This window comes from Erwinia sp. AC075, assembly GCF_979253995.1.
The window spans coordinates 2,893,856-2,907,689 of record NZ_CEEDEU010000001.1 but is presented as its reverse complement, the minus strand read 5'-3'; the positions used below and the strand labels follow the sequence as shown (position 1 = coordinate 2,907,689).

Here is a 13,834-nt window from a genome sequence, read left to right as displayed (position 1 = left end):
TTACACCACTTCCTTATGATCGGTTGTTTGAGATTTGCGCTGCAACTCTTGCTCAACCTGACGCGAGCGCCAGATGTTGTTCAGGGCATTGATCATCGCTTTCGCCGAAGACTCGACGATATCCGTTGCCAGACCGACGCCGTGGAATTTGCGATCGTTGTACTTCACCACGATATCCACCTGGCCCAGCGCATCTTTGCCATGGCCTTTTGCCGTGAGCTGATAGGAAACCAGCTCGGCATCGAAATCGGTAATGCGATTAACCGCCTGATAAACCGCGTCGACAGGACCGTTACCGGTTGCTGCTTCGGACTTCACGTCTTCACCGCAGGCCAGTTTGACCGACGCGGTCGCCATCACGCTGGAGCCTGACTGCACGCTGAAGTAATCCAGACGGAAATGTTCCGGCTCTTCGTTCTGCTTATTAATGAAGGCCAACGCTTCCAAATCGTAGTCGAAGACCTGGCCTTTCTTGTCAGCCAGCTTCAGGAACGCGTCGTACAGGTTATCCAGGTTGTAGTCGTTTTCTTTATAGCCCATCTCATCCATGCGGTGCTTCACGGCGGCACGGCCAGAACGGGAGGTCAGATTCAGCTGGATTTTATTCAGGCCGATAGATTCCGGGGTCATGATTTCGTAGTTTTCGCGGTTCTTCAGCACGCCATCCTGGTGGATACCGGAAGAGTGAGCGAAGGCACCGGTGCCGACGACCGCTTTGTTTGCCGGGATCGGCATATTACAAATCTGGCTGACCAGCTGGCTGGTACGGTAGATCTCATGGTGATGGATGTTGGTATTCACATTCATCAACTGGCTGCGGGTTTTGATCGCCATGATCACTTCTTCCAGCGCACAGTTACCGGCACGTTCGCCCAGACCGTTGATGGTGCCTTCAACCTGACGCGCACCGGCCTGAATGGCGGCAATGGCGTTGCCGGTGGCCATGCCCAAATCGTCATGGGTATGCACGGACAGAATGGCTTTATCAATGTTCGGCACGCGATTACGCAGCTGCGCGAAGATGTTGCTGTACTCTTCCGGCAGCGTGTAGCCCACGGTGTCCGGGATGTTGATGGTGGTGGCACCGGCGTTGATCGCCGCTTCCACCACGCGGCACAGATCGTCAATCGGCGTACGTCCGCCATCTTCGCAGGAGAATTCCACGTCGTTGGTGTAGTTACGGGCGCGTTTCACCATGGTTACCGCGCGCTCAATCACTTCGGGCAGCGTGCTGCGCAGCTTGGTGGCGATATGCATTGGCGAGGTGGCCAAGAAGGTATGGATACGGTAAGCCTCGGCCACGCGCAGGGCTTCATAGGCGGCATCGATATCTTTTTCTACGCAGCGGGCGAGGGCGCAAACACGACTGTTTTTGATCTGACGCGCAATGGTCTGGACGGATTCAAAATCACCGGGGGAAGAAATTGGGAAACCCACTTCCATCACGTCCACACCCATGCGCTCCAGCGCCAGGGCGATCTGCAGCTTTTCTTTCACACTCAGGCTGGCCTGTAAGGCCTGTTCGCCATCACGCAGAGTGGTATCGAAAATAATAACTTGTTGGCTCATCGGGATATTCCTTGTCGTGTTTGCTTTACCAGTGCTACGAGCATAAAAAAACCCGCGCATCGGCGCGGGTTCTTTAGGTTTGTAAGCCTGAATCACTGATTCATTTCTTCGCCCACAAGTCTACCGCGCAATTGGGATGCGTTTAGTAGTAGACCGAGTAGGCGAACGGTACGAATCATGTCTTCAGACCTCATAAATTTGCTGTTCCCTTATTGATACTTGATTTGCGGGGGCGATGTCAACCTTCGCCGTAAGGTTATAACGGCGGCAGCCAACGTGGCTCAGGAAAGATATTCTGGGGGGAAGCCCGTGAGCAGAACAAAAAGGAAGGCGGGCAAACAGGGATATTTTTCAACGGGAACTGCGGCTGGATTATTCGCGCCAAACTGGCCTTTAAAAAAGCGGTTAATCAATGGCTTGCATAGGGAAATCTTATGACTTACCCGGAGACTTATGCCGCTTCTCTTCAGCGAAATATGTTTGATAATTAAATGCTGGCAGCAGATAAAACTAAATTAGGCGCGATGTTTGAACAGGTGAGCTTGAATTAAGGCTGTGAACGTTTTGATAACAAAACGATCGCACTGCAAAAGAATTGCTCACCAGAACAAACCGCTTTTCTTTCAGCCTTTGGTCAGTGTATTTGTCGACAAGTCCCCATTAGCGGTAGTGCCTTGCGGACCTGGTATTCGTTAAAAGCCGTGCTTGCAGGTTTGCCTGCCAACTTTTCTACGGTTATGGTACGTCCATCAACGCATAAAAATAGCCAGGGATTCACCCTGTACCTGGATTCTGGAAATGATTTCCAGCGTCTTTGCATAAACACAGGTTTTGACCTTATCTGCCTATACGATAATTCAGCACCTTAAGAGCCTGGAGGCAAAAATGGAGATGTTGTCAGGAGCCGAGATGGTCGTCCGATCGTTGATCGATCAGGGCGTTAAACATGTATTCGGCTACCCCGGCGGGGCAGTACTTGATATCTATGATGCGCTACAAACCGTCGGCGGCATCGATCATATACTGGTTCGTCACGAGCAGGGCGCGGTGCACATGGCGGACGGCTACGCCCGTTCCACCGGTGAAGTGGGCGTGGTGCTGGTCACCTCCGGCCCAGGCGCGACCAATGCCATCACCGGCATCGCCACTGCTTATATGGATTCAATCCCATTAGTCGTGCTCTCCGGCCAGGTGCCTTCCTCACTGATTGGTTACGATGCTTTCCAGGAGTGCGACATGGTCGGGATTTCCCGCCCGGTGGTGAAGCACAGCTTTATGGTCAAGTCGGCTGAAGATATTCCGACCATCATGAAAAAGGCATTCTGGCTGGCTGCCAGCGGACGTCCTGGTCCGGTGGTGATCGATCTGCCGAAAGACATGATGAACCCGGCGAACAAATTACCGTATGTCTGGCCAGATGAAGTCAGCATGCGCTCATACAACCCGACCACTCAGGGACATAAAGGCCAGATTAAGCGCGCCTTGCAGACCCTGCTGGCGGCGAAACAGCCGGTGATCTATGCCGGCGGCGGCGTAATCAATTCCGCGTGTGATGATGAGCTTCGTCAGATCGCCGAAAAACTTAACCTGCCGGTCACCTGTTCGCTGATGGGCCTGGGCGCCTTCCCCGGCACCCATCGCCAGAGCGTCGGCATGTTGGGTATGCACGGTACCTATGAAGCCAACATGACCATGCATAACGCTGACGTGATCTTCGCTGTTGGCGTGCGCTTTGATGACCGCACCACGAACAATCTGGCGAAATACTGCCCGAATGCTACCGTGCTGCATATCGACATCGATCCAACGTCAATTTCCAAAACTGTGCCGGCAGATGTTCCGATCGTCGGCGATGCTAAACAGGTGCTGACGCAAATGCTTGAGCTGCTGGAACAGGGCGACAAGCAGCAGGATTTCGACAGTCTTCGCGACTGGTGGCAGAGCATCGATCAGTGGCGTTCCCGTCAGTGTCTGGAGTTCGATCGTAAGAGTGAGCAGATTAAACCTCAGGCGGTTATCGAAACCATCTGCCGTCTGACCCATGGTGAAGCCTATGTCACCTCCGACGTTGGTCAGCACCAGATGTTTGCCGCGCTCTATTATCAATTCGACAAACCGCGTCGTTGGATCAACTCCGGTGGCCTCGGCACGATGGGCTTCGGCCTGCCCGCTGCGCTGGGCGTCAAGCTGGCGGTACCGGAAGCCACGGTGGTGTGCGTCACCGGCGACGGCAGTATCCAGATGAACATTCAGGAACTGTCCACCGCGCTGCAGTACGATCTGCCGGTGCTGGTGCTGAGCCTCAACAACCGCGTGCTGGGTATGGTGAAACAGTGGCAGGACATGATCTACTCTGGCCGTCACTCACAGTCTTATATGGAATCTTTGCCTGACTTTGTGAAACTGGCAGAAGCTTATGGCCACGTCGGCATCAATATCAGCCGTCCGGAGGATCTGGAAGCCAAGCTGACTCAGGCACTGGAAGAGTTAGGTAAAGGGCGTCTGGTGTTTGTCGATGTTAACGTCGATGGCACTGAGCACGTCTACCCGATGCATATCCGCGGCGGGGGAATGGACGAAATGTGGCTTAGCAAAACGGAGAGGACTTAATTATGCGTCGTGTTTTATCAGTACTGCTGGAAAACGAATCCGGCGCATTGTCCCGCGTGGTTGGCCTGTTCTCCCAGCGTGGCTACAACATTGAAAGCCTGACCGTGGCACCGACCGATGACCCAACGCTTTCGCGCATGACCATTCAGACCGTGGGTGATGCCAAGGTGCTGGAACAGATCGAAAAGCAGCTGCACAAGCTGGTGGACGTGCTGCGCGTGACGGAATTAGGTCAGGGCGCTTACGTCGAACGTGAAGTGATGTTGGTGAAAGTTCAGGCTACCGGTTACGGCCGCGAAGAAGTGAAACGCAGCGCTGAGATCTTCCGTGGCCAGATTGTGGATGTGACGCCTTCGCTTTATACGGTTCAGCTTACCGGCACCAGCGATAAGCTGGATGCGTTCCTCAACACCGTGCGCGAAGTGGCGGAAATTGTTGAAGTCGCCCGCTCCGGTATCGTCGGCGTTTCTCGTGGTGACCGCATTATGCGTTAATCACGCCAGGTGATTATCGCTCTCTTCTGCTAACCCAGCGTAATGCTGGGTTTTTTATTTTTTGTCTGAAAGCTAACGCACAGAAGTAAAAGCGGTTGCTCGCTAAACTGTTCTGCTGTTAGATGTAACAAATCTCTTATCCATAGCCGGGACGTGGCTATTTTCTGCGCCGTCACGGTGCTATCGTGGGGTTATTGTGAAACTGGATGAAATTGCGCGCCTGGCCGGTGTTTCGCGCACGACTGCCAGCTATGTTATAAACGGCAAAGCTAAGCAGTATCGTGTCAGCGACAAAACCGTCGAAAAGGTCATGGCAGTCGTGCGCGAGCATAATTACCATCCCAACGCGGTGGCTGCCGGGCTCCGTGCGGGGCGTACGCGGTCGATAGGGCTGGTTATTCCTGATTTGGAGAATACCAGCTACACGCGTATTGCGAATTACCTTGAACGACAAGCGCGTCAGCGCGGCTACCAACTGCTGATTGCCTGTTCTGAAGATCAGCCCGATAACGAAATGCGCTGCGTGGAGCATCTGTTGCAGCGTCAGGTTGATGCGATCATCGTCTCAACGTCGTTACCACCGGAACATCCTTTCTATCAGCGCTGGATCAACGATCCCTTACCGATCATCGCCCTTGACCGTGCGCTGGATCGCGAGCACTTCACCAGCGTGGTCGGTGCCGATCAGGACGACGCCGAAATGCTGGCTGCGGAATTGCGCAAGCAACCGGTCGAATCGATTCTGTTTATGGGGGCCTTACCTGAGTTATCCGTCAGCTTCCTGCGCGAGATGGGTTTCCGGGATGCCTGGAAAGGGGACGAACGCACCATCGACTTTATCTACGCCAACAGCTTTGAACGGACCGCGGCAGCCGCGCTGTTCGAGAAGTGGCTGGAGACGCACGATATGCCCGATGCGCTGTTTACCACTTCCTTCGGCCTGTTGCAGGGCGTGATGGACGTGACGCTGAAACGTGAGGGACGTCTGCCAAGCAATCTGGCGATTGCCACCTTCGGCGATCATGAGCTGCTGGATTTCCTCGATTGTCCGGTGCTGGCGGTCGGCCAGCGTCATCGGGATGTGGCCGAACGGGTGCTTGAGCTGGTGCTGGCGAGTCTGGATGAACCGCGAAAACCGAAGCCAGGATTAACGCGAATCCGGCGTAATCTTTATCGGCGGGGCAGGTTAAGCCGTAAAGCGAGTTAACATTTCCACATAAAAAGGCAGCCTGACTGCCTTTTTTCTTTTTGATTGCCTGGCAAAAATCAGCCTGCGTTAACAACTGCTAAATTGTCGTGAGTTTTCTGTGACCAGGATTCACGTAAATAAAAGTAAAGGCGAATCAGTCCGCCGCTTATCATTTATCTAAATCTTCCTGATTATTAAAAATTTAGGACAAACCAGTCGACAGAAGCTCAGGCGCAGCGCGACTGAGGTAGGAATCTCTTAGGATATACCCTAAAATGCCGTCCATGTCGCAAAGTTGAGGGTGAGGAATTTACGGCGTAGAACTGGCATATTTTTGAACAATCTAATTTTACCGCAGAATTTCCTGCCACTATTCATTAGTTTATTTTTAAATTCCTGACCAGACCGCGTTCTTTTTAACTCCCTCCAGTTTTAACTGGCTCAGAAATAATTCTCTCCAACCTCTGCTGCGCCTTGACAATGTTTTCCTTCGCTCCGTAAACTCCTTTGGTGGGAAATTGTGGTGTAAAGTGGTGAACAGGGGTAACTGGAGGGTGAGGCTGGCATGTTCCGTGGGGCAACGTTAGTCAATCTCGACAGCAAGGGACGGCTCGCCGTACCCACGCGCTATCGCGAAACGCTGATCGGGGAATCACAAGGGCAAATGGTTTGTACCATTGACCTTCACCAGGCATGCCTACTGCTTTATACCCTGCCCGAATGGGAAATTATTGAACGTAAACTGGCCCGCTTATCGAGCATGAACCCGGCAGAACGCCGCGTACAGCGCCTGTTACTGGGACATGCCAGCGAGTGTCAGATGGATAATGCAGGTCGTTTGCTGGTAGCCACAACGCTACGTCAGCATGCGAATTTGACCAAAGAAGTGATGCTGGTTGGACAGTTCAACAAGTTTGAGCTGTGGGATGAACAGACCTGGTATCAACAAGTCAGGGAGGATATTGACGCAGAGCAGTCGACTCAGGAACCGTTATCTGAGCGTTTGCAGGATTTGTCACTATAGCTATGCAGGATAATTTCAAACATACCACGGTGCTGTTAGATGAGGCGGTAAATGGCCTCAACATTAAATCTGACGGCATTTATCTCGATGGCACCTTTGGACGAGGTGGACATTCGCGCCTGATCCTCTCTCAACTGGGAGAGCACGGTCGTCTCTATGCCATAGACCGCGATCCGCAGGCGATTGCCGCCGCCGCAGAGATCACTGACCCACGTTTCCAGATCATCCATGGCCCTTTTTCCGCGCTGGCAGACTATGCCGACGAACTCGGCCTGACCGGCAAGATCGACGGCATTCTGCTGGATCTTGGCGTGTCATCGCCGCAGCTGGATGATGCCGAACGCGGGTTCTCCTTTATGCGTGATGGACCGCTGGATATGCGCATGGATCCCACCAAAGGACAGTCGGCTTCGCAGTGGTTACTGCAGGCTGAAGAGAGCGATATTGCTTTTGTGCTGAAGACCTTTGGCGAAGAACGTTTTGCCAAGCGTATTGCCCGCGCCATCGTTGAACGCAACCGCGAACAGCCGATGACGCGCACCAAAGAGCTGGCGGATGTGATCTACGCCGCCACGCCAGTGAAAGACAAGTTTAAGCACCCGGCGACCCGCAGCTTCCAGGCGATCCGCATTTGGGTCAACAGCGAGCTGGAAGAGATTGAGCAGGCCTTGAAAGGCGCGCTGACGGCTCTGGCACCGGAAGGTCGTTTATCGGTGATCAGCTTCCATTCACTGGAAGACCGTATCGTTAAACGCTTTATGCGCGAGCAGAGTCGCGGACCTCAGGTCCCCGCCGGGATCCCGATGACCGAAGCGCAGCTGGCTAAGCTGGGTGGGCGCCACCTCAAAGCCTTCGGCAAAATGATGCCGGGTGACGAGGAAGTGAAAGAGAATCCACGCGCCCGCAGTTCTGTCTTACGCGTCGCAGAGAGGACGGCGTCATGATTGGCAACGAGCGACACAGCTTACCGGGCGTGATCGGCGGCGATATCCTTCGCCACGGTAAAATCCCGGTGATCCTCGCTGTCGCTGTGTTGATCTCAGCGGTGTTAGTGGTGACCACGGCGCATAAAACGCGCCTGCTCACCGCACAGCGCGAACAGTTAGTGCTGGAGCGGGACGCGCTGGATATCGAATGGCGCAACCTGATCCTGGAAGAGAATGCCCTCGGCGATCACAGCCGGGTTGAGAGGACGGCAACGGAAAAACTGCAAATGCAGCATGTCGATCCATCGCAGGAAAACATCGTGGTACAACCTTAAGGGACTGAATGAAAGCCGCAAGCAACAAGAAGGTTAAACGCAGCGAGAATCCGGCCAGCTTTGTAAGCTGGCGTTTTGCGTTGTTGTGCGGCTGCATTTTCCTTGGTTTGGTCTTCCTGCTCTCCCGTGTGGCTTATCTGCAGGTGATCAACCCGGACAAACTGGTGCGCGAAGGCGATATGCGTTCGCTTCGCGTGCAGGCGGTGCCAACGTCTCGCGGCATGATTACCGACCGCGCCGGACGCCCTCTGGCGGTCAGCGTGCCAGTCAATGCTATCTGGGCTGACCCGAAAGAACTTCACGATAAGGGCGGTATTACTCTTGATAGCCGCTGGAAAGCGCTGTCGGATGCCCTGTCCATTCCGCTGGACCAGCTTGCCGCCCGAGTCAACGCCAATCCGAAAGGCCGCTTCGTCTATCTGGCGCGCCAGGTCAATCCTGCCATTGGCGATTACATCAAAAAACTGAAGCTGCCCGGCATCTTCCTGCGCGAAGAGTCACGCCGTTACTATCCGGCAGGCCAGGTCACCTCGCACCTGATCGGTTTTACCAATATTGATGGCCAGGGGATTGAGGGCGTTGAGAAAAGCTTCGATAAATGGCTGACCGGCCAACCGGGTGAGCGAACGGTGCGTAAAGACCGTCACGGCCGCGTGATTGAAGACATCTCCTCGGTCGACAGTCGTGCTGCGCATAATCTCGCGCTGAGCATCGACGAACGTTTACAGGCGCTGGTCTATCGCGAACTCAACAACGCGGTGGCCTTCAATAAAGCCGAGTCCGGCACCGCAGTGCTGGTTGATGTCAACACCGGCGAAGTGCTGGCAATGGCGAACAGCCCGGCTTACAACCCCAATAATCTCACTGGCACCACCAAAGACGTGATGCGTAACCGCGCCATCACCGACATCTTTGAACCGGGTTCTACCGTGAAACCGATGGTGGTGATGACCGCGCTGCAACGTGGCGTGGTGAAAGAAAACAGCGTGCTGAATACCGTTCCGTATCGCGTCAATGGCCATGAAATCAAAGACGTGGCGCGCTACAACGAACTGACCCTGACCGGGGTTCTGCAGAAATCGAGTAACGTCGGTGTTTCAAAGCTGGCGTTAGCGATGCCATCCTCAGCGTTAGTAGATACTTACGCACGCTTTGGATTGGGTAAGGCGACCAATTTGGGGTTGGTCGGAGAAAGCAGTGGCTTATATCCTCAAAAACAACGGTGGTCTGACATAGAGAGGGCCACCTTCTCTTTCGGCTACGGGCTAATGGTAACGCCGTTACAGTTAGCGCGAGTCTACTCAACGATTGGCAGTTATGGCGTTCTGCGCCCGCTGTCTATTACCAAAGTTGATCCGCCGGTGGCGGGTGAACGCGTCTTCCCTGAAGAGCTGGTCCGCACCGTCATGCATATGATGGAGAGCGTTGCTCTGCCGGGCGGCGGCGGCGTGAAGGCCGCCATCAAGGGCTATCGTATCGCCATTAAAACGGGTACCGCGAAGAAAGTCGGGCCGGATGGCGGATACGTTAACAAGTACATCGCTTATACCGCAGGTGTTGCACCTGCAAGCCGTCCTCGTTTTGCGCTGGTTGTGGTGATTAACGATCCACAGGGTGGCAAATATTACGGTGGTGCAGTTTCTGCACCGGTGTTTGGCGCGATCATGGGCGGCGTACTGCGCACCATGAATATTGAACCGGATGCGCTGCCACCGACACCGACGGAAAAAACCGAGATGGTAGAGAACAGAAGAGAGGGATCCAGTGACCGATCGTAGTTTGCGCGACTTACTGGCCCCGTGGGTGCCTGGAGCACCTGAGCGGGCGCTGCATGAAATGATCCTGGACAGCCGCGAGGCTGCGTCCGGCGATCTGTTCGTCGCGATTAAAGGTCATGCGGCCGATGGTCGCCGCTTTATTCCACAAGCTATCGCCCAGGGCGTTGCCGCAGTGATAGCCGATGCAGAGGGTGAAGCTGAAGATGGCGACATCACCGAAATGCACGGCGTGCCGGTGATTTATCTCGCACAGCTTTCGCAGCGTTTATCGGCGCTGGCCGGACGCTTCTACCAGCAGCCGGGCGATAAGCTCCGTCTGATTGGTGTGACCGGCACCAACGGTAAGACCACGACGACGCAACTGCTGGCGCAATGGGGCCAGTTACTGGGTGAAACCGGGGCGGTGATGGGTACCGTGGGCAATGGCCTGTACGGCCATCTTGTTCCGGCAGAAAACACCACCGGTTCTGCGGTTGAGGTTCAGCAAACGTTGCACTCACTGGTTGAGCAGGGCGCGACGCTGGCGGCGATGGAGATCTCTTCGCACGGTCTGGTACAGCATCGCGTTGCGGCACTGCCTTTCGCCGCGGCCGCTTTCACCAATCTGAGCCGTGACCACCTTGATTATCATGGTGATATGGCGCGCTACGAAGCCGCGAAATGGCTGCTGTTCTCTGAACATCAGGTCGGCCAGATCATCGTCAATGCCGATGATGAAGTCGGTCGCCGCTGGTTGCAGAAGCTGCCGGATGCGGTCGCGGTCACCATGGAAGACAACATTGATCCCGGCTGCCATGGCCGCTGGCTGCAGGCGACAGAAGTCGATTACCACGACAACGGCGCTAAAATCCGCTTCGATTCCAGCTGGGGCGAAGGGGAAATTGAGAGCCGCCTGATGGGGGCGTTCAACGTGAGTAACCTGCTGGTGGCGTTAGGTACGCTGCTGTCGCTGGGTTATCCGCTGGATTCGCTGATTGCCACCGGCAATCAGCTGCAACCGGTAACGGGCCGTATGGAAGTGTTTAGTGCACCAGGCAAGCCGACGGTGGTGGTGGATTATGCCCACACGCCGGATGCATTGGAAAAGGCGCTGGAAGCCGCGCGTCTGCACTGTACAGGCAAACTGTGGTGCGTCTTTGGCTGCGGCGGCGATCGTGACAAAGGTAAGCGCCCACTTATGGGTGCTATCGCCGAGCAATTCTCTGACGTGGTGGTGATCACCGATGACAATCCGCGCAGCGAAGATCCGGCAGCAATCGTCGCCGATATTCTGAGCGGGCTGCTGGATGCCGGTCGCGCCCGCGTTATGCCAGGGCGTGCGCAAGCGGTCACTAACACGGTGATGCAGGCGCAGGAAGGTGATATCGTGCTGGTGGCCGGTAAAGGCCACGAAGATTATCAGATAGTTGGCAACCGCCGACTGGACTACTCAGACCGCATTACGGTCGCCCGTCTGCTGGGAGTGATCGCATGATTACACTGACTCTGCAAAAGCTGGCCGACTTAACTGGCGGCAAACTGTTCGGTGGTGACCTGTCCGTCGATCAAGTCACCACTGATACTCGCAAAGTCAGCGCGGGTTGCCTGTTCATCGCCCTACAGGGTGAACGTTTTGATGCCCATGACTTTGTGGGTGAGGCGATGGCAGCCGGTGCATCCGCACTTCTGGTTAGTAAGCACGTAACTGTGGCTGTGCCTCAGGTCGTGGTGGCTGATACCCGCATCGCGCTGGGTCAGCTGGCCGGCTGGGTGCGTCAGCAATCCACCGCGCGCGTGGTAGCTCTGACCGGATCCTCAGGTAAAACCTCGGTGAAAGAGATGACGGCCGCCATTCTTCGTGAATGTGGCGAGACGCTCTATACCGCAGGAAACCTGAATAATGATATTGGGGTGCCCCTGACCCTGTTGCGCCTGAATGCCTCGCATCAATATGCAGTCGTCGAGCTGGGTGCCAATCACCAGGGCGAAATTGCCTACACCACAGAAATTACCCGTCCAGAAACGGCGTTGGTGAATAACCTGGCGGCCGCGCATCTGGAAGGATTTGGATCGCTGGCGGGTGTGGCTAAAGCCAAAGGCGAAATTTTCCAGGGATTGCCAATCAACGGCACGGCGATCCTCAATGCAGACAGCAATGACTGGCCGCACTGGCAGCATTCCCTGCACAGCAAAACGGTCTGGCGTTTTTCCTCCGCGCCGCAAGCTGACAGCGACTTCTCCGCGACCGACGTTAAGGTCACCAGCAGCGGTACGCACTTCGTGATGATCACGCCTGCTGGCAGCATCGCCATTCAGCTCCCGCTGCCGGGACGCCACAATATTGCCAATGCGCTGGCCGCTGCGGCACTGGCATTGTCGGTCGATGCCCCATTAAGCGCTATCCAGAAGGGATTAAGCCATCTTCAGGCCGTACCGGGACGTTTATATCCGGTAGCGCTGGCAGAGAACAAACTGCTGCTGGATGACAGTTATAACGCCAACGTCGGTTCAATGACGGCTGCCGCGCAGGTGCTGTCCGAGATGCCGGGTTACCGCGTAATGGTGGTGGGCGATATGGGCGAGCTGGGCGATGAGGCAGAAGAGTGCCACCGCGAAGTGGGCGAAGCCGCACGGCTGGCAGGAATCGATAAAGTTCTGAGCGTTGGCAAGATGAGTCACCTTATCAGTGAAGCCAGCGGCGCAGGAGAGCATTTACAAGACAAGGCGGCCGTTACGGCACGTCTGCAGACGCTGCTCGCTGAGCATGGCGTCATCACTATTTTAGTCAAAGGTTCGCGTAGTGCCGCCATGGAGCAGGTAGTACAGAGCTTACAGGAGAAAGGAACATGCTAGTCTGGCTGGCCGAACATTTGGTCACTTTTTATTCTGGCTTCAACGTCTTTTCCTATCTGACGTTTCGCGCCATTGTCAGCCTGCTGACCGCCCTGTTTATCTCTTTGTGGATGGGGCCGAAAATGATCGCCCGTCTGCAGGAAATGTCCTTTGGTCAGGTCGTCCGTAACGACGGTCCGGAATCACACTTCAGCAAACGCGGCACGCCGACGATGGGCGGGGTGATGATCCTGTTCTCCATCACCGTATCCGTGCTGATGTGGGCTTATCCTTCTAACCCGTACGTCTGGTGCGTGCTGGTGGTATTAGTCGGCTTCGGCATCATCGGATTTGTCGACGACTACCGCAAAGTGGTGCGTAAAGATACCAAAGGGCTGATCGCCCGCTGGAAATACTTCTGGATGTCGGTGATCTCGCTGGGTGTCGCCTTCGGGTTGTACATCGCCGGTAAAGGGACGCCAGCCACTGAGTTAGTGGTGCCGTTCTTCAAAGACATCATGCCGCAGCTGGGCCTGTTCTATGTGGTGCTGGCGTACTTCGTGATTGTCGGCACCGGCAACGCCGTTAACCTGACCGATGGCCTCGATGGCCTGGCCATTATGCCGACCGTGTTTGTCGCCGCCGGTTTTGCGCTGGTCGCCTGGGCAACGGGTAACGTCAAGTTTGCTGAATACCTGCACATTCCCTATCTGCGCCATGCCGGCGAGCTGGTGATCGTTTGTACGGCGATCGTCGGAGCCGGTCTGGGTTTCCTGTGGTTCAACACCTATCCGGCGCAGGTCTTTATGGGCGATGTCGGCTCTCTGGCGTTGGGCGGCGCGCTGGGCACCATTGCCGTGCTGCTGCGTCAGGAATTCCTGCTGGTGATCATGGGCGGCGTGTTTGTGGTTGAAACCCTGTCGGTGATCCTGCAGGTGGGTTCCTTCAAATTACGCGGTCAGCGCATTTTCCGTATGGCGCCGATCCACCACCATTACGAACTTAAAGGCTGGCCGGAGCCGCGCGTGATTGTGCGCTTCTGGATTATTTCTCTGATGCTGGTGCTGATTGGCCTGGCAACACTGAAGGTGCGGTAAC

General features: G+C 55.3%; 11 protein-coding genes. 10 read left to right on the top strand and 1 reads right to left on the bottom strand.

The window, feature by feature from the left end; all coding sequences use genetic code 11:
* A complete protein-coding gene (leuA, locus tag AC0IXH_RS13840; protein ID WP_013200743.1) occupies positions 1–1,569 on the bottom strand; it encodes a 2-isopropylmalate synthase in 1,569 nt (522 codons plus the stop codon).
* Between the two features lie 885 nt (positions 1,570–2,454).
* On the opposite strand from leuA, the gene ilvI reads away from it, so the two are divergent.
* The 10 genes from ilvI (at position 2,455) to mraY (ending at position 13,833) form a co-directional block, all read left to right on the top strand.
* The gene (gene ilvI / locus AC0IXH_RS13835) at positions 2,455–4,179 is read left to right on the top strand and encodes an acetolactate synthase 3 large subunit (protein WP_013200744.1); all 1,725 of its coding nucleotides are present in this window, start codon (positions 2,455–2,457) and stop codon (positions 4,177–4,179) included.
* Positions 4,180–4,181: 2 nt separating this feature from the next.
* Positions 4,182–4,673: an acetolactate synthase small subunit gene (gene ilvN, locus AC0IXH_RS13830; RefSeq protein ID WP_013200745.1), complete on the top strand. Its 492-nt coding sequence runs from the start codon at positions 4,182–4,184 to the stop codon at positions 4,671–4,673.
* A 196-nt stretch (positions 4,674–4,869) separates the two neighbouring features.
* Positions 4,870–5,880 (top strand): catabolite repressor/activator, encoded by a 1,011-nt coding sequence (cra, locus tag AC0IXH_RS13825; RefSeq protein ID WP_013200746.1) that lies wholly within the window; start codon positions 4,870–4,872, stop codon positions 5,878–5,880.
* Positions 5,881–6,427: 547 nt separating this feature from the next.
* Positions 6,428–6,886, top strand: a complete 459-nt coding sequence (gene mraZ, locus AC0IXH_RS13820; RefSeq protein ID WP_013200747.1) for a division/cell wall cluster transcriptional repressor MraZ — start codon at positions 6,428–6,430, stop codon at positions 6,884–6,886.
* A 2-nt stretch (positions 6,887–6,888) separates the two neighbouring features.
* Positions 6,889–7,830, top strand: coding sequence for a 16S rRNA (cytosine(1402)-N(4))-methyltransferase RsmH (gene rsmH, locus AC0IXH_RS13815; RefSeq protein ID WP_013200748.1), 942 nt, complete (start codon positions 6,889–6,891; stop codon positions 7,828–7,830).
* Positions 7,827–8,147 (top strand): cell division protein FtsL, encoded by a 321-nt coding sequence (gene ftsL, locus AC0IXH_RS13810; protein ID WP_013200749.1) that lies wholly within the window; start codon positions 7,827–7,829, stop codon positions 8,145–8,147. The genes rsmH and ftsL overlap by 4 nt, the downstream gene beginning before the upstream one ends.
* Before the next feature lie 8 nt (positions 8,148–8,155).
* A complete protein-coding gene (locus tag AC0IXH_RS13805) occupies positions 8,156–9,925 on the top strand; it encodes a peptidoglycan glycosyltransferase FtsI (RefSeq protein WP_013200750.1) in 1,770 nt (589 codons plus the stop codon).
* Positions 9,912–11,399 (top strand): UDP-N-acetylmuramoyl-L-alanyl-D-glutamate--2,6-diaminopimelate ligase, encoded by a 1,488-nt coding sequence (murE, locus tag AC0IXH_RS13800; RefSeq protein WP_471720568.1) that lies wholly within the window; start codon positions 9,912–9,914, stop codon positions 11,397–11,399. Before AC0IXH_RS13805 ends, murE begins: the two co-directional genes overlap by 14 nt.
* Positions 11,396–12,757, top strand: coding sequence for a UDP-N-acetylmuramoyl-tripeptide--D-alanyl-D-alanine ligase (gene murF / locus AC0IXH_RS13795; protein WP_471720567.1), 1,362 nt, complete (start codon positions 11,396–11,398; stop codon positions 12,755–12,757). The genes murE and murF overlap by 4 nt, the downstream gene beginning before the upstream one ends.
* On the top strand, positions 12,751–13,833 hold the full coding sequence (mraY, locus tag AC0IXH_RS13790; protein ID WP_013200753.1) for a phospho-N-acetylmuramoyl-pentapeptide-transferase: 1,083 nt from the start codon (positions 12,751–12,753) through the stop codon (positions 13,831–13,833). Before murF ends, mraY begins: the two co-directional genes overlap by 7 nt.
* The last annotated feature ends 1 nt before the right edge of the window (position 13,834 follow it).